This is a genomic window from Micromonospora sp. NPDC085948 (genome assembly GCF_040686315.1).
Taxonomy (GTDB): domain Bacteria; phylum Actinomycetota; class Actinomycetes; order Mycobacteriales; family Micromonosporaceae; genus Micromonospora.
In genome coordinates this window covers 458,423-480,662 of record NZ_JBFBJW010000003.1, presented here as the reverse complement: position 1 = coordinate 480,662, position 22,240 = coordinate 458,423, and the positions used below count along the sequence as shown (strand labels likewise).

The following is a 22,240-nucleotide window of genomic DNA, read 5'->3' as shown; positions in this document are numbered from 1 at the left end:
GAGGTGAGGGTCGTCATGCCGGGACGTGGCGAATGGACGCTCGTCGGCCGCGACGACGAGCTGAAAATCATCGAGGACGTCGTGTCGTCGCGGATGCCGGGGCTGGTGCTGGTCGGTGACGCCGGGGTGGGGAAGACGCGGCTGCTGCGGGAGGCGCTCGCCCGCGCGGCTCAGGACGGCGTGGAGTGTCACTGGGTCTCCGCCACCGGGGCGGCCCGGTCGATTCCGTTCGGCGCGGTCTCGCACCTGATCCCCGCGCAGACCCGACCGCGTGCCGATCCGGTGGGGCTTGTCGTCACCGTCGAACGCGACTTCGCCCGGCGCGGCGGTGGCCGCCCGATCGTGATCGGCATCGACGACGCCCACCTGCTCGACGAACCCTCGGCCGGGCTGCTGCACCAGCTCGCCGTGCACGGCCTGGCCGTGGCGGTGGCGACCGTCCGGGCGGGCCTTCCGCTCTCCGACGCGCTCACCTCGCTGTGGGCCGGTTCCGGCCGGCGACTCGACGTACGCCCGCTGCCGGCCACCGCCGTGGAGCATCTGCTCGACGAGGCCGCGCCCGGTCCGCTCGACGCGATCAGCCGCCGCCGGCTGACCCGGCTCGCCGACGGCAACCCGCTGCTGCTGCGGGAGTTGCTGGCCGACGCCATGGACACCGGCGGGCTCCGCGAGTCGCGGGGGGTCTGGCGGTGGCGCGGCACTGCGTCGGGCAGCCCCCGGTTGGCCGAGCTGGTCAGTGCCCGACTGCGCGCCCTGGAACCGGCCGCCCGGCAGGTGCTGGAGGTGGTCGCCTGCGGCGAACCGCTCTCCCTGGCGCTGCTGGAACGGTTCACCGACCCGGTCGCGATCGAGGCCGCCGAACGCAGCGGCATGGTGGTCGCGGAACGCTCCGGCGCCCGTACCGCCCTGCGCATGGCCCACCCCCTCTACGGGGAGGCGCTGCGCGCCAGCATGCCGGCCAGCCGGTCCCGCACCGTGTTCGGGCAACTCGCCGACGTGCTGGCGAGCATGCCGCTGCGCCGGCGGGACGACGCGCTGGTCGCCGGGGTGTGGCAGCTCCGGTCCGGCAGCGTCCGGCATCCGGGCATCGCGCTGGCCGCCGCCCGACAGGCGATCGACAGGTTCGACATCGACCTGGCCGAGCGGTTGGCCCGCACCGCGTACGACGCCGCGCCGGGCTGGGAGGCGCAGTGGCTGCTGGCCCGGGTGTTGCAGTACCAGGCGCGCAGCCAGGAGGCGCTGGACATGCTCCCGCCGGCCCCACCGCCGGGCAGCAAGCGCCTCGCCATCTGGGCGATCACCCGTGCCGGCCTGCTCTACTGGGGCCTGGACCGGATCGACGAGGCGCACGAGACGCTGCGGATGGTGCCGGCGGGCTCACCCGGCCACGACCTGACCGAGGCCACCCGGTCGTGGGTGCTGTTCTACGACGGCCGGTGCGAGGCCGCGCTGTCCGTCGGCCAGGCCGTGTTGGCCCGGCCCGACACCGGCGTACGGGCGGCCAGTTGGGCGACCATGGGCGCGGCGTCGGCGGCCGGGATGCTCGGCCGGCTCGGGCTCGCCGCCGAGCTGGCGGAACGGGGCCGGGCGGTGCTCGCCGCCGAACCCGAGCGGATGCCGTGGAACGAGGCGCAGGTCGGGCTGGGGCTCTGCTACGCCCGGTACGCTGCCGGCGAGCTGGCCGGCGCCGCCGACCTGGCCGATCACGGCTACTCCGCGGCGGTGGCCAGCGACGCGCGGGGCATGGTCGCCGTGTGGGCCGGATTCCGGGGGATCGTCGCCAAGACCCAGGGACGGCTCGACGCCGCCGAGGCGAACCTGCGGGAGGCCATCGCGCTCGTCGAGGAGAACGACCAGTACCACCTGGTGCGCACGTACTGGGCGGCGCTGGCGGGAGTCCGCGCGCTGGCCGGTGACCCGTCCGGCGCCCGCCGCTGGCTGGCCGCCGCGGACGCGCGGGAGCGCGCCGCGAACCGGATCTTCCACCCGTGGGTGGAGCTGGACCGCGCCTGGGTGCAGGTGGCCGAGGGTGATCTCACCGCCGCGATCCGTACCGCCCGTACCGCCGCCGACCTGGCGCGGGGCAGCGAGCAGCCGACGATCGAGGCGGTGGCGCTCTACGAGTGCGCGCGGCTGGGCGCGCCCGAGTCGGTACGGGAGAGGTTGGGCGCTCTCGCCGACCGGCTCGGCGGGCTGGCGTCGACGCTCGCCGGCGCGGCCGACGGTCTGGTACGCGATGACGGGCCGGCACTGGAGACCGCCGCGGGTGACCTCGTCGCCCGTGGGCACACCCTGCTCGCCGCCGAGGTGCTCGGTGCCGCCGCCCGGGCGTACGCGCGGCGCGGCCGACCCCGGGTGGCGGTGACGCAGCGGGCCGCGACGCTGGCCCGGGACTGCCGAGGGGTTCGGACGCCCCTGCTCACCGCGACCGCCGCGGGCACCGAGGAGGCGACGCTGACCCGTCGGGAGCGGGACGTGGCCCTGCTCGCGGTGACGCTGCCGAGTCGCGGCATCGCCGACCGGTTGGGACTGTCGGTCAACACCGTCAACAACAACCTGGCCCGCGTCTTCACGAAACTGGGTGTGCGCAACCGCCGGGAGTTGGCCGTGGTGCTCGGCCACGACCGACCGGGGGCGCCGGACAGGTCACCGGGTGCGATCCGGCCTCCACAGTAGGTAAGGGCGACTGATCTACCGGGTTACCGCACGCCTGCCTACCGTGCGGTAACAACTACCGGCGCACCTCAGTCCCTGGAGGACGGCATGAGCCAACTGCACCTGGGTGGACCGCCAGGACCGCGACCCACAAGGTCGCCCCGCGTCCACAATGCTCTCTTCGCCGCCGGGGTGGCGTTGTCGGTGGCCATGGTCACCGCACTTGTCGCCCCGGCCGCCGGCGGCGCACCGGCCGCCCCCGCCGCCAGCGCGGATCGGGCGTCGTACGACGAGCCGCCGTGCACCCGCGAGTTGGAGGGGACGACCTGGTTGCTCGACCCGTGCGTCAAGCCGGGCGGGAAACTTCCGGTGGAGGTCGAGGCGCGGCTCGCGCAGATCCGTACCCAGAAGGCGGCCGCCGCTGCCGACTGCCCGGACCCGACCGGAACGCCGTCGGCCTCGACCGCGCCGACCCGGGCGACCCGGCCGCCCGTCACGGCGGAGCCGGTCGCGAAGCGTGCCCCCGCCGCCACCGCGACCGCACCCACCACGACGGGCTCACCCAGCTCGACGGCGTCACCCAGCTCGACAGCCTCGCCCACCGGAACGCCCTGCCCCTCCGGCAGCGCGTCGCCGTCCGGCAGCGCGTCCCCCTCGGGCAGTGCGTCGCCGTCCGGCAGTTCCTCCCCGTCGGGCAGCGCGTCGCCGTCGGGCAGCTCTTCGCCGTCGGGCAGCGCGTCGCCGTCCGGCAGTTCCTCCCCGTCGGGCAGCGCGTCCCCGTCGGGGAGTTCCTCGCCATCCGGCAGCGCGTCGCCGTCGGGCAGCTCTTCGCCGTCGGGCAGTGCGTCCCCGTCGGGCAGTTCCTCGCCGTCCGGTAGCGCGTCGCCGTCCGGGTCCGCGTCGCCCAGCGGCAGCGGCTCGCCGGAGCCGACCGACCCGCCCAACCCGACCGACCCGCCCACCGGGCCCACCGGCGGGCCGCCGTCGCCGCCACCCCCGCCGCCGACCGGCTGCCCCAACGTGGCCGGCAACCCCACCCTGGTGGACGCCAACAAGGACCGGATCCGCTGCCGCGAGGTGCAGACGGTCACGGACGACACGGTGCTGACCCTGACCGGGGACTCGATCAGTTCCGCGCACCACCAGTTCGGTTTCGGGGTGGGTCCGGGCTGCCCGATGACCTCGTTCGACGGCCGTGGCATGCCCGGCAACAACGGCGTCTACAGCTACGGCCGGCGGTACTTCGATCTGGACACCAGCGTCGTCGACTACGACAACTACGCGCGCACCGGGTACGGCACCGGGGACATCATCGCCGGCCGCGCCGGCCCCGACGCCTGCGGAAACGCCTGGGGTCGGGTGGCCAGCCCGCTCGGCCTCGCCACCGCGCGGATCGCGAAGGCCAAGGCGGACGGGCACCACGCGTACCACGCCACCACCGGCGGTGTGAACAACACCAACTGGAACACCGTGTTGATCCGGCTGGCCATGTGTCGCGCGCTGGAGTTCGCCGGGGAGAGCCTGAACCCCACCGGACTGTTCCGCTTCGAGTGGGCGGCGGTCGGCGGCAAGCAGGGCATCGTCACCAACGGTGGTGGCTGCAACTTCTGGATCGACCTGCCGGCCGGCGAGGACTACTACATCAACATCGGGGTGCCGCGTTACAACGGCCCGGCCCAGTACGCCGGCATCACCGCCGACGCCACCTTCATCGTCAACTCGTTGCTGGCCGCCGGCGCGGACAAGGTCGTCTGGATGCTGTATTACGACATCACCCCGGCCAACGTCGACATCGGCCAGTATTCCTGGGCGAAGCTCAAGTCGTTGCTGCCGACCGGGTTGCAGTCCTACGTCCCGGCGGCCCCGGTGTCGACGCTGCAACCGCTCATCGACCCGCTCTGGGTGGGCACCGTGCGAACCGTGATCAACGATCTCAACTGGGCGGTCCAGCTCGGCGTCCCGTTCGATCCGGCCGTGCGGGTGGCGTTCCCGCCGCCGTTCACGCCCGGTGACATCCAGATCACCGCCGAGGGTGGTTCGCCGCATCCCAGCCCAGCAGGCCAGGACGCGTTGGCCAACACCCTGGCCGGCGTACTCAGCGACATGTGAGCGCGCCCTGATTGGTCGCTCAGGACGGGGAGGACCTGCCGTTGCGGGTCCTCTCCGTCAACGCATAGGCCGAAATGCGCCGGAATTACGGCTATCGCCCTGGTATAAGCCCACCTGCGCCGTACCCTCGGCGCAAAATTTGCTATACGGTCGGCGAATGAAGGTCGAGGAGCATTGGTGGAACGGAGACACGACCCCGCGCGGACGCCGGGACGTGTATATCCGTACTGACGGGCAGGGTTGGGAGGTCCGCGCCCAGATCGGTGGGGCGTCGGGTCGTGAGCGGGTGCAGCAGTGCCCAAGCCGGGCCTCGGCGGCCATCCTCGCCGATGCGTGGCGCGGCACCCACCCATCCTGGCGCGAGCTGAAGCAGCGCTGATCCGGCACCGGGCCGGGCCGGCAACGCTCCTGGGTTCCCCGCCCGGTGCGCTCCCCGGCCGGCCCGGCGCTCGGCTCTTCGGCCAGCCGGCGACGTGCACCTCACCGCTTCTGGAGCATCACCGAAGCGACGTGTGCCATCAGCGCCAGCGCCCAGTCAAGCTGTGGGCAGTCGTAGCGACCTCTGCACTCGAAGCAGCCGCCCGCTCGCCACGGCCGGTCGAGAGCCCGCGTCCAGTGCGAATCCAGTACCCGTTCCGCGGTGAACAACTCGGTCGCCGTGGATACGGGCTCATCGATCGACATCGTCGATCCCCTTCGTAGACACGATCAGGCCCCGCCCAGGCGACGTCTCCGCCGCACTGAGCAAGGGTGGCACGATCCGCCGCTTGCCGAACGAAGGAACCGACCACATCCACCGATGTTAGAGACCTTTAGTACCTAAGGCAATGATGGTCTTGAAGAGCAATGGTCGGCGTGGTCGGATGGAGGGTGCCGAACGAAGGAACCTTCACATGCCCATACCTACCGGCGGATACCGCGAGGTGGCCGAGGACCTCGCCGCCCGGATCAAGAGCGGGGAGTACGCGGCAGGCGAGCGTCTGCCCACCTACAACGAACTCGCGGGCCTCTACGACGTCAGCGTGACCACGGTGCAGAGGGCGATCATCGTTCTTCAGACACGTGGCCTGGTGGTGGGTCTTCAGGGCCGTGGCCTGTGGGTCGCCGAGGACGTCGGTGCACCTGATCAAGGGGCGCCGTAGCTGATCAAGGGACGCCCCAGGTGGCCCGTGTTCCCGCCCTCAGGCCGGGTACACGGAGACCTGCCGGTCGTGCCCGATGGAGGTCGCCAATGTCGCAGAGCCCCGACGAGGAGAACCCCGGCCTCGACGAGGAGGTCCGGGAGGCCGAGCGTCGGCTCGGCAACCTCGGCACCTCGTCGGACGACGCGCTGACCGACGACGACGCCCGGGCGCCGGACGAGGCCCCCTCCGAGCAGGACGACGCCCCTCCCGAGCCGGAGGAGTTCCTCTCCGAGCCAGACGAGGCACTTTCCGAGCCGGACGCCGACCTGTAGATCCACTCGGCTTCGGTGACATCGGGGTATCCGGGGCGGTCTGACACCCCGACATCACGGAAGCCGAGTCGATCATCGACGTGGCGGGACGAGTCGCAGGCGGTCGGCCCGGTCAGGTGGTCGGGACCGGCAGTACCGCGCCCTCGGCGGCCGACCGGTGCGCCAGCTCGATCAACTCGACAGTGGCGACCGAGTCCCGAGGGTCCACCGGCATCGGCGTGCCGTCGCGCAGGGCCGTCGCCACCTGGGCGTAGAAGCTCTGGTACGCGCCGGGCTCGGTCGGCACCGGCCGCAGGTCACCGTCGACGCCGAGCAGGCCGTACCGCTCCGGCGGAACCTCGCCCCAACCCGCCTGGTCCGGTCGGCCGCCCCCGTGCAGCGCCGCCTCCTGCACGTCCAGGCCGTACGACGTGTAGCCGGCCCGGTCGCCCAGCACCCGCAGCCGCGGCCCGAGCTGCGCGGTCACCGCGCCCATCCACAGGTGCGAGCGCACCCCGTTGGCATGGGTCAACGCCACGAAGGCGTCGTCGTCCACGGCCGCACCCGCGCGGCGGCGGTCCACCTCCGCGTAGACGCGGTCGACCCGGCCGAACAGCTGCACCGCCTGGTCGACGAGGTGGGCGCCGAGGTCGAAGAGGGCGCCGCCGGCCTCCTCGGGACCGGCAAGCTCCCGCCAGCCCGGCTTGATCGTCGGACGGAACCGCTCGAACCGGGACTCGAAGCGCAGCACCCGCCCCAACTCGCCCTGCTCCACCAGCCGGCGAGCGGTCCGGAAGTCGCCATCCCAGCGCCGGTTCTGGAAGACCGTCAGCGGCACCCCGCGCTCGGTCGCCTCGCCGATCAGCGCGCGGCCCTCCGCGGCGGTCGGGGAGAGGGGCTTGTCCACGACGACCGGCAGCCCGGCGGCCAGCGCCGCGCGGGCCATCGGCACGTGCAGCCGGTTCGGCGTCGCCACCACGACCAGGTCCAGGGCGTCCGGCGTACGCCACAGCTCGTCGGCGTCGTCGACCAGGCGGGCGTCCGGGAAGTGCTGCCGGGCCTGCTCGCGCCGCTGCGGATCGCGGGTCACGATGGCGTCCAGCCGCAGCCCGGGGGTCGCGGCGATCAGCGGTGCGTGGAACACCCGACCCGCCAGCCCGTACCCCAGCAGACCGACCCGCAGCGCCTCCGTCATGCCGTACCCCCGTCTCGCCGGCCCGCGCCCCTCGCCGGCGGCGGTACCGCTCGCCGAATCTACGCCCCACCCTCGGTCCGGCGCTGGTCAGCCCACCGGGTCGCTGCGCAGGTAGGTGAGCACCGCGAGCACTCGCCGGTTGGTGTCGTCGCTCGGTGGCAGGTCGAGCTTCAGCAGGATGTTGCCGACGTGCTTGCCGACCGCCGCCTCGCTGACGTGCAGTCGGCCGGCGATCGAGGCGTTCGACCGGCCCTCGGCCAGCAGCGCCAGCACCTCGCGTTCCCGGGCGGAGAGCGCGGCGAGCGGATCACGCGGTCGGTGCAGTAGCTGGCGCACCACGTCCGGGTCGATGGCGGTGCCGCCGGCCGCGACCCGGCGCAGCGTGTCGACGAACTCGGTGACCTCGGCCACCCGGTCCTTGAGCAGGTAGCCGACCCGCTGACCGTCGCCACTGTCCAGCAGCGCCGCCGCGTACCCGGTCTGCACGTACTGGCTGAGCACCACCACCGGCAGGTGGGGTCGCTCGGCGCGTAACGCGACGGCTGCCCGCAGCCCGTCGTCGTGGCGGCCCGGCGGCATCCGGATGTCGGTGAGCACCAGGTCCGGTGTGTGCTCCCGGGCCGCGTCCAGCAGGTCGGGCGCGGAGCCGACGGCGGCGCACACCGTGAACTCGAAGCGGGTCAGGAGCGCGACCAGGCCCTCGCGCAGCAGCACCTCGTCCTCCGCGAGGACCACTCGGGTCATCGACGACACGGTAGCTCCACCCGGACCAGGGTAGGCCCGCCAGGCGGGCTGGACAGCAGCAGCCGGCCGTCCACGGCGGCGACCCGGTCGGCGAGACCGGTCAGGCCGGTGCCCCGGGTGGGGTCGGCGCCGCCACGGCCGTCGTCGCTCACCTCGACGACGAGGTCCCCGCCGGCCTGGCTGAGGCGCACCTCGGCGTGGGTCGCCCGGGCGTGTCGGGCGACGTTGCCCAGCGCCTCGGACACCACGAAGTAGGCGGTGGTCTCGACGATCTCCGGCAACTCGCCCTCGACGTCGGCGTGCACGGTGACCGGGATGGTGGCGACGTCGGCCAGCTCGCTCGCGGCGCCGGCCAGACCGAGGTCGGTGAGGCTCTGCGGACGGATGCCGTGCACCAACTGTCGCAACATCACCATCAGGCCCTGAGCCTGGTCGTGTGCCACGGCGAGGGGCCGGGCGGCCGGGGAGTCCTCGGGTACGTCCAACCGGGCCAGGCCCAGCTGAAGGCTGAGGCTGGTCAGTCGTGGTTGCGCGCCGTCGTGCAGGTCCCGTTCGATCCGTCGCCGCTCGGCCTCGTACGCGCCGACCAGTCGGGTGCGTGACCGGGCGACCTCGCGCAGCGCCGTCGCGTCGACCGGCCAGGCCAGTGCCCAGCGGGTCACCTCTGCCTGGGCGACGGCGATCAGGCCGGCCGCGTAGCAGAGGACCGGCAGCAGCAGCACCGCCACGATCGCGTACGGGATGGCTTCCCCGGTGGTCTCAATCGGCTGCCAGATGACGACCGGCTCGGCGTCGCCGGCCAGCCAGGGGCTGGTGATCATCCCGAGGTCGAGTAGCACCAGCAGCAGGAACACCCAGTACACGACAGGCACGAACCCGCCCAGACAGAACAGGTACGCCACCTCGCGCCAGGCCCCGGCGCTGCGGTAGCGGGCGACCAGACCCGGCCACGGCGGTGCGGGCAGCGGGCGGTCGTCCACGAGCCGGAGCCGCCACCGCTCGATGACGGCCACCGGGAAGCTCACGATCGGCGCCACCGCCAGCAGGCTGAGGCTGCCGACGGCCAGGAACAGCAGGAGCGCGACGCCGGGCGGCCGGCCGTGCAGCAGCAACCCGTTGGCGGCGGCCAGCAGCGGTGCGCCGATGATGAGCAGTCCGGTGGCGAGGATGCCCGCGATCGGCAGGGTGCTGATCGCGTAGGCGAGTGCCCGCCAGGGCCAGACGGAGATCAGCCAGTCGCGGCGACGCAGCGCCTCGGCCAGCCGAGTGGGGGGTTCCGTGGTCATGCCGCAAACGCTAATCGCGGACGACGGGGCGCCCCAGCCGTCCAGATCGACTTTCCGAGGTAGGTCCAGCACTACCGACCCATCGCGTGTGCGGCCTCCGGAAACGGGAAGAACGCGGCGTACGTGACCTGTTTCGGTCGGCGGCTGGAGAGACATGGGTGCCAGGACCTTCGTGGTTGTCGGCGGTACCAGCGGCCTCGGCCTCGCGGTGGCTCGGCTGCTCGTCGACGAGCATCAGGTGGTGGTGTTCGGCAACGTGCCGGCCGAGGTCGCCGCCGCGACCGACGAGCTGGGGTGCGACGGCGCGGTCTGTGACATCTCCTCCTACGAGCAGGTCCGCGACGGGTTCGCCGAGGTGGTCGAGCGCTACGGCACGATCGACGGGGTGGCGGCCTGCGCCTCGATGTGGGCGGGCGGCGAGCTGGGGGACCTGTCGGTGGAGCACATCCGCCGAGCCGTGGAGATCAACGTCCTGGGCCTCACGTACCTGCTGCGGGAGGTGGTGGGGCACCTGCACCGGCAGGGCCACGGGAATGTCGTGTACATCGGCGCACTGGCGCTGGCGGCCCCCCGGCCCGGCATCCCCGTCTACCGGGCCACCAAGAGCTACGGGAACAGCCTCGTCGACTCGCTGGCCGAGGCGCAGCACAGCAACCGGGTGAAGGTGATGCAGTTGCACCCCGGGCCGATGCCGACGCGGTTGCAGGAACGGGTGGGTGCCGAGTTCCTGGACGAGGTGTACGCCTTGCCGGAACAGGTCGCCACCGAGGTCGTCCGGTTGCTACTGCTCGCACCCGACGATCTCTACGTGTCCGGTGAGCGCGTGCTGCGCGCGGACGGGCGGTGGTGACGGCCGGAGCCGGACCCGACGAACGTCCGGCGTCGGCCTGGGCACCGCTGCGGACCGCGGTCTACCGCAACCTGTGGTTGGCCCTGCTCGCCGCCAACATCGGCACCTGGATGCAGACGGTCGGCGCCCAGTGGCTGCTGATCCACCACTCCAACGCGTCCACTCTCGTCGCGCTGGTCCAGACCGCCAGCCTGCTGCCGGTGCTGCTGCTGGCGTTGCCCGCCGGGGTGCTGGCCGACAACTTCGACCGCCGGCACCTGCTGATCGCCGTGCAGCTGTTCCTGGTCGCGGTGGCGGTGACGTTGACGCTGCTCACCCTGACCGACCGGATGCCGCCGGCGTTGCTGCTCACCCTCACCTTCGCGTTCGGGGTCGGGCAGGCGTTGACCCTGCCGGCCTGGGCGGCGGTGATCCCGGAGCTGGTGCCGCAGGACCAGCTCCGGTCGGCGTCCGCGCTCGGTTCGATAAGCGTGAACGTGGCGAGGGCCGTCGGGCCCGCGGTGGCCGGCGTGCTGATCGCCCGTACCGGCGTCGCCCCGGTCTTCGGCATCAACGCGGTCGCCTTCGGGATCTTCGCGTACGCGCTGTGGCGCTGGCGGCCCCGCAACGCCCGCGCGGTCGAGGTGCCCGAGCGGTTCACGGCCGCCCTGCGCGCCGGCAGTCGGTACGTACGCCACTCGCCGACCGTGCGCCGGCTCCTGCGTCGTGCGCTGGTCTTCGTGGTCCCGGCCAGCGCGCTGTGGGCGTTGCTGCCGCTGGTGGCCGCCCGGCGGCTGGGGTTGGGTTCCGGCGGGTACGGGCTGCTGCTGGCGGCTCTCGGCGTGGGCGCGATCACCGGCGGTGTGCTGCTGGCGGTGATCCGCACCCGGCTGTCGGCCAACCAGCTCCTGCTGATCGCCGGCGTGCTGTTCACCGTGGCGTTGACAGTGCTCGGCACCGTGCGGGTGGTACCCCTGGTGCTCCTCGCCCTGCTGCCCGCCGGGATGGCCTGGGTGACGGTGCTGGCCAACGTCAACGCCGAGATGCAGCTCTTCCTGCCCAGCTGGGTACGGGCCCGCGGCCTGGCCGTCTACCAGGTGTGTTTCGCCGGTGGGCAGGCGGTCGGCGCGCTGATCTGGGGACTGGTGGCCGACATGGCCGGGCTGGTCCTCGCCTATCTCGCGGCGGCGGCGCTGATGCTCGTCGGCACCGCGTCCAGCCGGCTCTGGCCGTTGCCGGACCTGCGGTCGGTCAACCGTGAGCCGGCGGCCTACTGGCCGCAACTGCACCTGGCGCAGGAACCGGACCCGGGGGTGGGGCCGGTGCTGGTGACGGTGGAGTACACCGTCCGGCCGGAGCGGGCCGGGTCGTTCCTCGCGGCGATGGACCAGGTGCGCGGGGCGCGGCAGCGGACCGGCGCGATGCGGTGGGGACTGTTCCGGCCGGCCGAGACGACGGACCGGTTCGTCGAGGTGTACCTGGTGCCGTCCTGGGACGAACACCTGCGTCAGCACGGCGGTCGGTTGACCGGCGAGGATCGCGCGGCCGAGGAACGGGCCCGGGAGTTGACCGACGGCGAACCGGAGGTGCGGCACCTCGTGCCCGCCGCCGCCGGCCCGACGTTGTCCGACGACCGCGAAGAGCTGTGATCTCGGCCAGAGGTCGGGCCGGCGGCCGACGTACGGCGTACGTCGGCGTTGTTAGGATGGCCGGACCATGGCGAGTGAACGCAAGGCGACCGCGGACCCGGCCCGCAGCCTGGCCATCCTCTGGCGCACCCGGGAGCCGACGAGCCGCAGCGCCGGCCCGGGGCTCAGCGTCGACCGGATCGTCCGGGCCGCGATCGACATCGCCGACACCGAGGGCCTCGACGCGCTGACCATGCGCCGGGTCGGCGAGGCGTTGGGCGTCGGCACCATGTCGGTCTACACCTACGTGCCGGGCAAGGCCGAACTCGTCGCCGTCATGATCGACACCGCGTACGGCGAGATGCCACGCCCCGCCGCCGAGGGGGACTGGCGGGCCCGGCTGGAGCGGGTCGCCCGCGACAATCTCGCGCTCTACCAGCGGCATCCGTGGATGCTGCGGGCCGAGACGACCCGGCCCGTGCTCGGCCCCCACCTGATCGCCAAGTACGACCGCGAGCTGAACACCGTCGCCGACATCGGGCTCACCGACGTCGAGATGGACGCGGTGCTCACGCTCGTGCTCGGGCACGTGAAGAGTGCCGCCCGCGCCGCCTCCGAGGTGGTCGACCTGGAGCGGGAGACCGGCATGTCCGACGGCCAGTGGTGGCAGTCGCACGCGCCCTGGCTGGAGACGTTCCTGACGGCCGGGGCGTACCCGACCGCCTCCCGGGTCGGCACCGCGGCCGGCCAGCAGCACGGTGCCGCCTACGGCCCGGAGTACGCCTTCGAGTTCGGCCTGCAACGCGTCCTCGACGGGATCTCGGTGGTGGTCGCCGAACGGGCCATCGCCGGCTAGGGCGTTGACCCGGCCGGGCGGGGCGTCCCGCCGGCCGCGTGCCGGGCCAGCCGGGCGAGCGCGCGCGCCGACGGGCTGCCCGGCTCGGCGTGGTAGACGACGAGCGACTGGGTCGTGCCGGCGATCGTGAGCTTCTCGTAGCGCAGCTCCAGCTCACCCACCCGGGGATGACGGAACACCCGGACCCCGCCACCGGCGCGGGCGGCCACGTCGTGCCGGGCCCACAGCCGCCGGAACCGTTCACTGCCGGCGGACAGCTCCTCGACCAGGTCGGTGAGCCGGGGGTCGTCGACCTCGGCGCCGACCTGCGCGCGCAGGCCGGCCACCGCGTTGGCCGCGACCGCCTCCGAGGCGGGGTAGAGCGACGGCACGACCGGGTCCAGGAAGACCGCGCGCAGCAGGTTCACGCCGACCGCGTAGATCGGCGCCAGCGCGGTCGCCACCGGGTTGGCGAAGAGGACGTCCAGGTGCCGGCCGTGCACCAGGGCGGGGGTCTGCGTCCACGAACCGACCAACTGTCGGATTCCCACCGGTACGCGTTCCGGCCGTCGCGCCGGGCGGCGGGTCGACGCCTGCTCACCCAGCCGGCGCAGGTGCGTCGTGGCCGCCGCGTCCAGCCGTAGGGCCCGGGCCAGCGCGTCGAGCACCTGCGTCGACGGGTGCCGGTCCCGCCCCTGCTCCAGCCGCAGGTAGTAGTCGGCGCTGATCCCGGCCAACAGCGCCAACTCCTCGCGCCGCAGGCCGGGCACCCGCCGACGGCCGTGCGCGGGCAGCCCGACGTCGCCCGGTCTGATCAGCTCGCGCCGGGCACGCAGGTACTCGCCGAGCGGACCGGCCGTGCGCACCAACCCATCGTAGGAGCGGCCGACGGCCGCCCATCCTGGTCCTGCCACTACCAGGAAAACCAGGAACCCGGCTAGCGCCGGCCGCCGGGGTGACAGTTTGTGGCGTAGGCGTCAACGAGAGATGGGACAGAGATGAGCGAGCGAATCACGACACCGTTCGGCTTCGCCTCGACGGCCGACGAGGTCCTCGCCGGAGTCGACCTGAGCGGCAAACGGGCCGTCATCACCGGAGGCGCCGCCGGCATCGGCGTCGAGACCGCCCGCTCGCTGGCCGCCGCCGGTGCCGAGGTGGTGCTCGCGGTACGTCGGGTCAGCGCCGGCGAGCAGGCCGCGGCCGACATCGCGGCCGGCCTCGGCGCGGAGCGGGTCACCGTCCGCGAGCTGGACCTGGCCAACCAGGATTCGGTACGCCGGTTCGTTGCCGGTTGGGACCAGCCGCTGCACATCCTGGTCAACAACGCCGGGATCATGGCGCTGCCCGAGTTGGAGCGCACCGCCGAGGGCTGGGAGATGCAGTTCGCCACCAACTTCATGGGGCACTACGCGTTGACCGTCGGCCTGCACGACGCGCTCGCCGCCGCCGGTGGCGCCCGGGTCGTGTCGGTCAGCTCCAGTGGCAACCTCTTCTCCCCGGTGATCTTCGACGATCTGCACTTCGCGTTCCGGCCGTACGACCCGCTGCTGGCCTACGGGCAGTCCAAGAGCGCCGAGGCCCTGCTCGCCGTCGAGGCGACCCGCCGCTGGTCCGGCGAGGGCATCTACGCCAACGCGCTCAACCCGGGTGCGATCGCCACCGGACTGCAGAAGCACACCGGCGGGCTCAAGTCGCCGAAGGAGATGCACAAGACCCCGCAGCAGGGCGCCGCGACCTCGGCGCTGCTCGCCGCGTCCCCGCTGCTCGACGGCGTCGGCGGTCGCTACTTCGAGGACTGCGCCGAGGCGCCGGTCGTCACCGAGCGGCCCGCCGACTACACCGGGGTGGCGGCGTACGCGGTCGATCCGGCCAACGCGCAGCGGCTCTGGGACGTGGCGGCCGAGCTGGTCGCGGCCGGGTAGCCGCCCGATGCCGCAGAGGCCAGCCCGGCACGGCGACCAGCCCCGACGCGACGACCTGGTGGAGTTGCGGGTGCACGGCGTGTCGGGGGCCCGACCCTCGGTCGTGCTGCACGAGACGCGGGTGCGGCAGGTCGCGGGCGACGACAGCGGGGGCTTCCACCGCCGCGCCGGACCCGACGGCACCGACCCGGACGGGCTGACGCTGGAGGCGTACCGCTGGGGTGACCTGCCCTCGGGCACCGTGGCTCGGACGCTCTCCATGGTCTTCCTGCTGCCGTTTATGCTCAGCAACCTGGCGGTGTGGATGCGGCCCGCCGGCCGCGCCGCCGCCGGGGTCACCGTCCTGTGCCGGCTGCTCGCGCTGAACCTCACCGTGGTGTACGTGGTGTCCATCGCCGGGGTCGCCCTCGACCTGCTGGCCTGGCGGTGTCTCGGCGCGGCCCACTGCCGGGCGCCCTTCGACACGCCGGCCGGCTTCGACGACCGACACGTCGGGCAGCGGCTGGCCGTGCTGGCGCTGCTGCCGATCGCCGCGGTCGCGCTCCTGCGGCTGCTCGGGACCCGCCGGTCCCGCCCGTCCGGCAACCCCCTGTGGGCGGTGGAGCCGCTGGTGGGGCGGCTGCGGGCGATCCACGTCGCCGCCGCGCTCGCCGTCCTCGATCTCCTGTTGCTCACGGCCCGTCGCGGCGGCGGCGCGACGCCCGCGACGACGCTGCTGCTGACGCTCAGCGCGGCGGTCCTGCTGGCCAGCGTCGGTCTGCTCGCCGTGCCGGGGCTGATCGACCGCGCGACGACGGCGCGGATGTCCACCTGGGCCGCCCGCGCGGTGGGCGTGGTGGCGGCCGCGCTGACCGTGGCCACCCTCGTCGCTGTCGCGAGCGACGAGCGGGGCTGGCCGTCGTCGACCGCGCTCCCCGGCTACGGCGCGATCACGGGCGCGGCGCTACTCGGCCAGATGGTGCTGCTGGTGCTGCTCTGCGGGCTGGTGCTGTGGCCTCTCGGTCGCGCCCGGGACCGCTCCGCCCTGCCGCGCGGACTGGGCGCGACGGTCATCGCGGCCATCGCGGTCGGCCTGACCGGTGCGCTCTCCGCCGGCCTCGTCTACCAGACGGGGGGCCTGCTCGGCGGCTTTCGCAGTGACGGTGGGCCGGCACTGCCGTACCGGTGGACGATCCTGGCGGTGTTCCTGCACGTGGCCGCGGCGGTGCTGGCGTGCGGCGCGGTGACCCTGCTGTCCTGGGGCCGCCGGCGCCGTGCGGCGGAGGACATCACCGCCCGCGACTTTCCCACCTCGCCGCCGGAGGCGACCGGGCGGCTGCGGGAGGTCAGCAGGGCCGTGGCCCGGGCGCGGTTCACCGAGTGGCTGGGTCGGCTGGCCACCGTGTACGCGGCGCTCGCGGTGATCGGGCTGGCCACGAGTCTGCTCGGGCAGTTCGGGCGGGAACCGGGCGAGGTGGCGTGGCAGGTCCTCGGGCTGCCGACCTGGTTCGTCGGAATGGCGCTCACGGGGGGCACCTACCTCGTCACCGCGGTGGGCCTCGTCCTGCTGTCGGGCGGTGTGTTCGCCTACCGGACGCCATGGTTCCGCCGGCACGTCGGGATCCTGTGGGACCTGGGCACCTTCTGGCCCCGGGCCGCCCACCCTTTCGCGCCTCCCAGCTACGCCGACCGCGCGGTGCCGGAGCTGGCCGACCGGATCACCTACCTGGCCGACCGGCACGCCGGGGTGCTGCTGTGCGGGCACAGCCACGGCTCGGCGTTGCTGGCCCTCGCGGTGCTGCGGCTGCCTCCGCGTACCCGCCGACGGGTCGCGCTGCTCACCTACGGCTCCCCGCTGGACCGCCTCTACGCCCGGCTCTTCCCGGCGTACCTGAACGAGACCGTGCTGCGTGAGGTGGGGGAGCGGATCGGCTGGCGGTGGCTCAACCTCTGGCGCGACACGGACCCGGTCGGCGGCTGGATCTTCGCCGCGCACCGGCCCGGCGATCCGCCGCCGGACGCCGCCGACCCGGCCGGGCGGGTCGACCGGAGGCTGCGCGATCCGCGGGACCTGCTGCCTCCGCCGGGGAAGCGTCGACCGCCACCCCTGCGCGGGCACCACCCGGACGAGTCCGCGCCCGAGTTCCGGGCGGCCCTGCGGGAACTCGCCGGCCGGTTGCGCGTCCCGGACGGCGAATGAGCCCTCACCGGTCCTCGGACAGTCGCTCGGACTCCGCGACCACCGTGCGGATCTTGCGCAGGGTGGCGTCGGGGGCGTGCACGGCGGTACGCCACCTGTCGAGCGTGCGGGTCAGCACCCGGACGACGAACTGCAACTGGTTGACCTGCTCGCGCAGCAGCCCCAGTTCCGACCGGGCGCTCACCGCCTCGCTCTCCAACTCGGTGATCCGCATCTGGAGGGGCTGCACGAGCGTCAGGGCGGCCTCGGTGAGCGTGTCGGCGGCGTCGGCCTTGAACTTGCCCCGCTGCGACACGACCGTGGCGATGGCGGCCAGGCCGGTCGTGCCGCCGAGGACGCCGAGCAGACTGAGTAACACCTGCACCCAGTGCGGCGCCTCGGGTGTCGATACCGAGATCACGTGACACCTCCCACGACCCGTCGGTGGGTCGCGCACTGGTGCCCGTAGGCCAGGCAGCGGAGGTCGACGGCGATCTGGGCGATCCGCCAGAAGGACCCCAGCGGTACCGCGCTGATCAACGACGCGGCGACGATGCCCTGCTGGCCCGCCACCGCCACCAGCGCCACCGCGTACATGCCGGTGATGGTGCCGAGCATCAGCACGGACGCGAACTCGATGCCGAGACCGGTGGAGAGCCGACCGGGCCACAGGATGCCCAGCAGCCCGCCCACACCGACGGCGATGAGGGCGACCTCCCAGCCGAGCTGGATGGGTTCCGGCATGGACAGCTGTACCGACGGTGGTCGGACGTCGAGCGCGAGCAGTAGGACCCCACAGACGGGCGTCGTGATCAGCGCGGCCACCTCGAACGGTTGGTGCTTGGCGCGGTTACGCAGATGCCCCACGGCGACTCCTTGGTCGATGACCGTGCTCACCAGCCCGCCACCGGGGCTTGAGCCGTGGGGTGGGTCGCGGCCGCGTGGCGGCCCGTGCGGCGAAGCCCGAGGCGGCGGTGCAGGAAGACGGTCGATGGACGACGCGCCGCCGTTGGCTGCCGATATCTGCCTGTTTATCACCGCCGGGCGGTTCGCGTCCACCCGCGCTTAGTCGCATTTCCGCAGGTCAGAGGCGACCGGTCACCGGCGCAGCAGGTCGCGCAGCGCCCCGACCACCACCGCGGGGGCCTCCTCCGCCATGAAGTGCCCGCAGGTGACCGTCTGGTGGTCGAGGTCAGGCGCCCAGGCCCGCCACACTCCGGCCGCGTCGTAGCCGAGCGCCGCGCCCCAGTCCTGCTGGAGCACGGTCACCGGCATCCGCAGTTGGTTGCCCGCCGCCCGGTCGGCGGTGTCGTGGGTGACGTCGATCCCGGCGGACGCCCGGTAGTCGGCCACGATCGAGGTGACCGCGTCGCGGGACGCGCGCAGGTAGGTGGCGCGTACCTCGGCCGGCAGGGCACCCGGGTCGCGGGTCCAGACGTCCAGGAAGTGGCCGAAGAAGGCGTCCGGGCTGGCGCCGATCAGCTCCTCCGGCAGTCCGGGCGGCTGCGCCATCAGGTACAGGTGGAAGGCGACCGCCGCGTTGACGCCGTGCAGCACGTCCCACATGTCCAGGGTGGGCAGCACGTCGAGCAGGGCGAGGTGGCTGATCGCCGCCGGGTGGTCGAGGCCGGCGCGGAACGCGACAAGGGCGCCCCGGTCGTGCCCGGCCAGGGCGAAGCGCTCGTGACCGAGCGCGCCGGCCAGCGCCACCACGTCGGCGGCCATGGTCCGCTTGGCGTACGCCGTGCCGTCGGCGTCCACCGGCTTGTCGCTGTCGCCGTAGCCGCGCAGGTCGGGGCAGATGACCGTGTGGTCGGCGGCCAGGTCGGCCGCGACGTGCCGCCACATGAGGTGGGTCTGCGGAAAGCCGTGCAACAGCACGATCGGTGGCCCGGAGCCGCCCACGGCGGCGGCGAGCGTCACGCCGTCGGCGACGGTGACGCGCTGGTAGTCGAATCCGTTGATCCTCGGCTCCACGGGGAACCTTCCTGGTGAGCAGGGTCGGCGCGGGCGGTGACCCGTCGCCGTCGTACGTGTCGAGCCTGCCCGGTGGTGATCAGCAGCCGGTCAGCGTCGCATCAGTGCCCGCCGGCACGGCCGCCTAGATTGGTGTCATGACCAGGCAACCGACGTCGCCGATGGAGGTGACGTTCGGCGTACTCGGGCCGGTGACCGCCGCCACCGAGGACGGCCCGGTCCCGCTGCGGGGGCACCGGCAGCGCCTGGTGCTGGCCCGGTTGGTGATCGCCCACGGCCGGGTGGTGCCGGTGGACCGCCTCGTCGACGACCTGTGGGAGGTTCCGTCCGACGGCGCGGTGGGCGCGATCCGGACCTTCGTCGCCGACCTGCGCCGGGCGCTGGAGCCCGACCGGCCGCCTCGGCAGCCGCCCCGCCTCCTGGTCACCGAACCCCCGGGGTACGCGCTGCGGGCCGCCCCGGACGCGGTGGACGCCGAACGCTTCGAGGCGGCCGTCGGCGAGGCGGGACGACTGCTCACAGCCGGACTGCCCGCACCGGCCCTGGCCGCGCTGGACACGGCGCTCGGGCTCTGGCGCGGACCCGCGTACGCGGACTGTGCGGGCACACTCTGGGCCGTCGCGGAGATCAACCGGCTGGACGAGCTGCGGATGCTCGCCGTCGAACGGCGGGCCGAGGCGTTGCTCGCGCTGGGTCGGCCGGACGAGGCCGCCGCCGACCTGCCCGCCCACCTCGCCGGCCATCCGTTGCGGGAGGACGCCTGGCGGCTGCTCGCGTTGGCGCGCTACCGGGCCGGGCGGCAGGGCGAGGCGCTGGCCGCGCTGCGCGACGCCCGCGACGCCGTGGTGTCCGCGCTCGGGGTGGACCCGGGGCCCGAGCTGCGCAGGCTGGAGGCCGACATCCTGGCCCAGGCGGCACACCTCACCCCCACCCCCGTGGTGGCCGGCGCGGCCGGACGCGTTCCAGGTGGCGGGCCCGAATCGCGACCGTTCGTCGGGCGGGACGCGGAGTTGGCGCGGCTGCGGCACGCCGCCGAGGCCGCCACCCAGGCCGGACGGCCGACGCTCGCCCTGCTCAGTGGGGACCCGGGCGCCGGCAAGTCCGCCCTGGCCGAGGAGCTGGGCCGGCAGCTCGCCGCCGAAGGCTGGAGCACGGCCTGGGGTCGCAGCCCCGAGTACGACGGCGCACCGGCCGCCTGGCCGTGGACCCAGATCACCGACGCGCTCACCGGGCCGGCCGGATCGGTGGGCGGCGGGCTGGCCGAGCCGGCGGTGACCGATGGCCCGGGTGATCCCGCCGTGGCCCGCTTCCGTCGGCACCGAGCGGTGGCGGCGCTGGTCTCCGCCGTCGCCGGCCGCGGACCCCTGCTGCTGGTCCTGGATGATCTGCACCGCGCCGACGGGGACACGTTGGATCTGCTCACCGGCCTGCTCGCCGGCCCGCAGCCGGCCACCGGCCCGATGCTGGTCCTCGGCACCTACCGGGCCACCGAGATCAACCCGGAGCTGACCGCCGCGCTGGCCCGCGCGGCCGGACTCGAACCGGTGCGGGAATACCTCGGCGGACTGTCCGTGGAGGCGACCGGCGAGTTGGCCCGTGCCGTCGCGGGGCCGGAGCTGGACCCGCCCACCGTCCGGCTGATCCACCATCGCAGCGGCGGCAACCCGTTCTTCGTCCGGGAGCTGGCCCAGTTGTCCGCGAGTTCGGGTCAGGCTGCGCTGGCGGCGGTACCACCGGGGGTACGCGACGTGATCCGGCACCGCCTCGCACAGCTGCCCGCGCCGACCCGTACCGTGCTGCGGCAGGCGGCGGTCCTCGGCCGGGACCTCGATCCGGTGGTGCTCGGCGAGCTGGCGGGCGACCCGGCGGCGCTTCTGGACGCCGTGGACCGGGGGTTGCAGGCCGGGTTCCTGAGCGAGCAGGAGCCCGACGGACGACTACGGTTCACCCACATCCTGGTCCGCGACACGCTCTACGCCGACCTGTCCGCGTCGCGTCGCGCGGCCTGGCACGCCGCCGTGGCCGAGGCGATGCGACGGCAGCAGCCCGTCGACCCCGCCGCGCTCGCCCACCACCTGCTGCACGCCGGAGGGCGGGAAGCCGCCCACCGCGCCGCCGGCTACGCCCGAACCGCTGCCGAACAGGCCGAACGCGACGGCAACCCGCACGAGGCGGCCCGGCTCTGGGCGCAGGTGCTCGACGCGTACGACCGGGCCGGGCGGGACGAGCGGCGCGAGCGACTCAGCGCGGTGCTCGGTCTCGGGCGCGGGCTGGCGGTGACGGGTCGGTTGGCCGAGGCGCGGCGGTACCGTGCCGCGGCGATCACCGACGCCGAGGCGGTGGGTGACCCGCGGCTGACCGCCGAGGTGCTCGCCGGATTCGACGTACCCGCCGTCTGGACCCGCAACGACGACGAGGCGCTCTCCGAGCGGATCGTTCGCGCCGCCGAGCACGCCCTGACCGGCCTCGGCCCGACCGGCTCGGCGCAACGCAGCCGGCTGCTGAGCACGCTCGCACTGGAGCTGCGCGGGAGCACCGGCGACCGGGGCCGCCGGGCCGCGGTCGAGGCCGAGCGGATCGCCCGGACCGTCGGGGATCCGGGGCTGCTGGCGTTCGCGCTCAACGCGCGTTTCATGCACGCCTTCCACCGGGTCGGGCTGGCCGACGAGCGGGCCCGGATCGGCGCGGAGCTGGTCGACCTGGCCGCTCCCCGTCAGTTGGTGACCTTCGAGGTGCTGGGTCATCTCGTCCTGGTCCAGGCCTGCTGCGCGCGGGCCGACCGGGCCGGCGCGGACGCGCACGCCCGCGCCGCCGACCGACTCGCGCAGCGGTACGAGTTGCCGCTGGTCGGGGTCTTCACCGGCTGGTACGCCGCGCTGCGCCTGGCGGTGAGCGGTGACCAGGACGCCGCGGTGACCGCGTACCGGGCCGCCGCCGAACGCCTGCCCGCCGACGCCATGCCGGGACTGGCCCGAGGGCTGCTGCCGCTCGCCCTGCTCGGCCTGCGACTGGCCGACGCGGTCAGCGAGGCCCGGCTCGTTCCCGGACGTCAGCGCCCGATCCCCGGGCCGGACGAGGGCTGGGCGCAACTGGACTGGGGGCCACACGAGCCCTGGGTCCGACCACTGCTGCTCGCCGCCGCCGGCGACCGGGTCGCTACCGGAGCGGCGCTGCGGGCACTCCCGGACGGGCCGCACGACCTGCTGCGGGAGGTGCGGCTGTGCCTCACCGCTCGGGCGGCGCTCGCCATCGGCGACCGGCCCACCATGGAGCGCGTCGCCACCGCGCTCCGGCCGGCCGCCGCCGAACTGGCCGCCGGCAGCGGGATGGTCACCGCCGGCCCGGTGGCGGGGCACCTCGCCGAGATGGCCAGCGCTCTGGGTCGCGACGAGGAGGCCGCCGGGCACCGCCGTACCGCCCGCGCGCTCACCGCGCGCGCCCGCGCCGACGACCCGACCTGAGCGCGC

The 22,240-nt window shown here is 73.9% G+C and carries 20 protein-coding genes; 11 read left to right on the top strand and 9 right to left on the bottom strand.

Annotated elements, in window-relative coordinates; genetic code table 11:
- The first annotated feature begins 15 nt into the window (after positions 1-15).
- Positions 16-2,676, top strand: a complete 2,661-nt coding sequence (locus AB0O48_RS11830) for an AAA family ATPase (RefSeq protein WP_357245991.1) — start codon at positions 16-18, stop codon at positions 2,674-2,676.
- Positions 2,677-2,744: 68 nt separating this feature from the next.
- On the opposite strand, the gene AB0O48_RS11825 is transcribed toward AB0O48_RS11830, so the two are convergent.
- On the bottom strand, positions 2,745-3,686 hold the full coding sequence (locus tag AB0O48_RS11825) for a hypothetical protein (RefSeq protein WP_365064951.1): 942 nt from the start codon (positions 3,684-3,686) through the stop codon (positions 2,745-2,747).
- Here AB0O48_RS11825 and AB0O48_RS11820 point away from each other — a divergent pair.
- Both AB0O48_RS11820 and AB0O48_RS11815 read left to right on the top strand, forming a co-directional pair.
- A complete protein-coding gene (locus tag AB0O48_RS11820) occupies positions 3,676-4,764 on the top strand; it encodes a hypothetical protein (protein WP_357245985.1) in 1,089 nt (362 codons plus the stop codon). The two genes, AB0O48_RS11825 and AB0O48_RS11820, sit on opposite strands and share 11 nt — an antisense overlap.
- Positions 4,765-4,921: 157 nt before the next feature.
- A complete protein-coding gene (locus AB0O48_RS11815) occupies positions 4,922-5,143 on the top strand; it encodes a hypothetical protein (RefSeq protein ID WP_030335934.1) in 222 nt (73 codons plus the stop codon).
- Positions 5,144-5,244: 101 nt separating this feature from the next.
- Here AB0O48_RS11815 and AB0O48_RS11810 read toward each other — a convergent pair whose 3' ends face one another.
- Positions 5,245-5,448 carry a hypothetical protein gene (locus AB0O48_RS11810; RefSeq protein ID WP_357245982.1) on the bottom strand — a complete coding sequence of 68 codons (204 nt, stop codon included), beginning with the start codon at positions 5,446-5,448 and terminating at the stop codon, positions 5,245-5,247.
- A 209-nt stretch (positions 5,449-5,657) separates the two neighbouring features.
- On the opposite strand from AB0O48_RS11810, the gene AB0O48_RS11805 reads away from it, so the two are divergent.
- Both AB0O48_RS11805 and AB0O48_RS11800 read left to right on the top strand, forming a co-directional pair.
- On the top strand, positions 5,658-5,906 hold the full coding sequence (locus AB0O48_RS11805; protein WP_357245979.1) for a winged helix-turn-helix domain-containing protein: 249 nt from the start codon (positions 5,658-5,660) through the stop codon (positions 5,904-5,906).
- Positions 5,907-5,995: 89 nt separating this feature from the next.
- A complete protein-coding gene (locus AB0O48_RS11800) occupies positions 5,996-6,220 on the top strand; it encodes a hypothetical protein (RefSeq protein WP_357569995.1) in 225 nt (74 codons plus the stop codon).
- Between the two features lie 112 nt (positions 6,221-6,332).
- Here the strand turns inward: AB0O48_RS11800 and AB0O48_RS11795 are convergent, their stop codons facing one another.
- From AB0O48_RS11795 to AB0O48_RS11785, 3 genes are all read right to left on the bottom strand, one after another.
- Positions 6,333-7,394 (bottom strand): Gfo/Idh/MocA family oxidoreductase, encoded by a 1,062-nt coding sequence (locus AB0O48_RS11795; RefSeq protein WP_357569994.1) that lies wholly within the window; start codon positions 7,392-7,394, stop codon positions 6,333-6,335.
- Between the two features lie 87 nt (positions 7,395-7,481).
- Positions 7,482-8,147 (bottom strand): response regulator transcription factor, encoded by a 666-nt coding sequence (locus tag AB0O48_RS11790; RefSeq protein WP_357569993.1) that lies wholly within the window; start codon positions 8,145-8,147, stop codon positions 7,482-7,484.
- A complete protein-coding gene (locus AB0O48_RS11785; protein ID WP_357569992.1) occupies positions 8,135-9,424 on the bottom strand; it encodes a histidine kinase in 1,290 nt (429 codons plus the stop codon). The genes AB0O48_RS11790 and AB0O48_RS11785 overlap by 13 nt, the downstream gene beginning before the upstream one ends.
- Before the next feature lie 154 nt (positions 9,425-9,578).
- On the opposite strand from AB0O48_RS11785, the gene AB0O48_RS11780 reads away from it, so the two are divergent.
- The 3 genes from AB0O48_RS11780 (at position 9,579) to AB0O48_RS11770 (ending at position 12,737) form a co-directional block, all read left to right on the top strand.
- Positions 9,579-10,274 carry an SDR family oxidoreductase gene (locus tag AB0O48_RS11780; protein WP_357245963.1) on the top strand — a complete coding sequence of 232 codons (696 nt, stop codon included), beginning with the start codon at positions 9,579-9,581 and terminating at the stop codon, positions 10,272-10,274.
- Entirely contained in the window at positions 10,268-11,902 is a 1,635-nt protein-coding gene (locus AB0O48_RS11775) for an MFS transporter (protein ID WP_357245960.1), read from the top strand. Before AB0O48_RS11780 ends, AB0O48_RS11775 begins: the two co-directional genes overlap by 7 nt.
- A 67-nt stretch (positions 11,903-11,969) precedes the next feature.
- On the top strand, positions 11,970-12,737 hold the full coding sequence (locus AB0O48_RS11770; RefSeq protein WP_357245957.1) for a TetR/AcrR family transcriptional regulator: 768 nt from the start codon (positions 11,970-11,972) through the stop codon (positions 12,735-12,737).
- Here AB0O48_RS11770 and AB0O48_RS11765 read toward each other — a convergent pair.
- Positions 12,734-13,582 carry a helix-turn-helix domain-containing protein gene (locus tag AB0O48_RS11765; protein ID WP_357245954.1) on the bottom strand — a complete coding sequence of 283 codons (849 nt, stop codon included), beginning with the start codon at positions 13,580-13,582 and terminating at the stop codon, positions 12,734-12,736. The two genes, AB0O48_RS11770 and AB0O48_RS11765, sit on opposite strands and share 4 nt — an antisense overlap.
- A 132-nt stretch (positions 13,583-13,714) precedes the next feature.
- On the opposite strand from AB0O48_RS11765, the gene AB0O48_RS11760 reads away from it, so the two are divergent.
- Both AB0O48_RS11760 and AB0O48_RS11755 read left to right on the top strand, forming a co-directional pair.
- The gene (locus AB0O48_RS11760; RefSeq protein ID WP_357245951.1) at positions 13,715-14,638 is read left to right on the top strand and encodes an SDR family NAD(P)-dependent oxidoreductase; all 924 of its coding nucleotides are present in this window, start codon (positions 13,715-13,717) and stop codon (positions 14,636-14,638) included.
- A 7-nt stretch (positions 14,639-14,645) separates the two neighbouring features.
- The gene (locus AB0O48_RS11755; protein ID WP_365064941.1) at positions 14,646-16,817 is read left to right on the top strand and encodes a hypothetical protein; all 2,172 of its coding nucleotides are present in this window, start codon (positions 14,646-14,648) and stop codon (positions 16,815-16,817) included.
- A gap of 4 nt (positions 16,818-16,821) precedes the next feature.
- On the opposite strand, the gene AB0O48_RS11750 is transcribed toward AB0O48_RS11755, so the two are convergent.
- The 3 genes from AB0O48_RS11750 to AB0O48_RS11740 all read right to left on the bottom strand — a co-directional run bounded on the left by AB0O48_RS11750 (position 16,822) and on the right by AB0O48_RS11740 (position 18,773).
- Positions 16,822-17,217 (bottom strand): hypothetical protein, encoded by a 396-nt coding sequence (locus AB0O48_RS11750; RefSeq protein WP_357569990.1) that lies wholly within the window; start codon positions 17,215-17,217, stop codon positions 16,822-16,824.
- Positions 17,214-17,663: a hypothetical protein gene (locus AB0O48_RS11745; protein WP_357569989.1), complete on the bottom strand. Its 450-nt coding sequence runs from the start codon at positions 17,661-17,663 to the stop codon at positions 17,214-17,216. The genes AB0O48_RS11750 and AB0O48_RS11745 overlap by 4 nt, the downstream gene beginning before the upstream one ends.
- A gap of 231 nt (positions 17,664-17,894) precedes the next feature.
- Positions 17,895-18,773: an alpha/beta hydrolase gene (locus tag AB0O48_RS11740; protein WP_357245938.1), complete on the bottom strand. Its 879-nt coding sequence runs from the start codon at positions 18,771-18,773 to the stop codon at positions 17,895-17,897.
- A 137-nt stretch (positions 18,774-18,910) separates the two neighbouring features.
- Here AB0O48_RS11740 and AB0O48_RS11735 point away from each other — a divergent pair, with 137 nt between their 5' ends.
- Complete coding sequence (locus AB0O48_RS11735) at positions 18,911-22,234, top strand: BTAD domain-containing putative transcriptional regulator (RefSeq protein ID WP_365064937.1); 3,324 nt, start codon at positions 18,911-18,913, stop codon at positions 22,232-22,234.
- Positions 22,235-22,240: the final 6 nt, after the last annotated feature.

Coding starts and splice junctions, on each gene's coding strand:
- AB0O48_RS11760 (WP_357245951.1), top strand. CDS start 13,715: ATGAGCGAGCGAATCACGACACCGTTCGGCTTCGCCTCGACGGCCGAC.
- AB0O48_RS11735 (WP_365064937.1), top strand. CDS start 18,911: ATGACCAGGCAACCGACGTCGCCGATGGAGGTGACGTTCGGCGTACTC.
- AB0O48_RS11770 (WP_357245957.1), top strand. CDS start 11,970: ATGGCGAGTGAACGCAAGGCGACCGCGGACCCGGCCCGCAGCCTGGCC.
- AB0O48_RS11785 (WP_357569992.1), bottom strand. CDS start 9,424: ATGACCACGGAACCCCCCACTCGGCTGGCCGAGGCGCTGCGTCGCCGC.
- AB0O48_RS11815 (WP_030335934.1), top strand. CDS start 4,922: ATGAAGGTCGAGGAGCATTGGTGGAACGGAGACACGACCCCGCGCGGA.
- AB0O48_RS11795 (WP_357569994.1), bottom strand. CDS start 7,394: ATGACGGAGGCGCTGCGGGTCGGTCTGCTGGGGTACGGGCTGGCGGGT.
- AB0O48_RS11805 (WP_357245979.1), top strand. CDS start 5,658: ATGCCCATACCTACCGGCGGATACCGCGAGGTGGCCGAGGACCTCGCC.
- AB0O48_RS11810 (WP_357245982.1), bottom strand. CDS start 5,448: ATGTCGATCGATGAGCCCGTATCCACGGCGACCGAGTTGTTCACCGCG.
- AB0O48_RS11755 (WP_365064941.1), top strand. CDS start 14,646: ATGCCGCAGAGGCCAGCCCGGCACGGCGACCAGCCCCGACGCGACGAC.
- AB0O48_RS11780 (WP_357245963.1), top strand. CDS start 9,579: ATGGGTGCCAGGACCTTCGTGGTTGTCGGCGGTACCAGCGGCCTCGGC.
- AB0O48_RS11800 (WP_357569995.1), top strand. CDS start 5,996: ATGTCGCAGAGCCCCGACGAGGAGAACCCCGGCCTCGACGAGGAGGTC.
- AB0O48_RS11830 (WP_357245991.1), top strand. CDS start 16: ATGCCGGGACGTGGCGAATGGACGCTCGTCGGCCGCGACGACGAGCTG.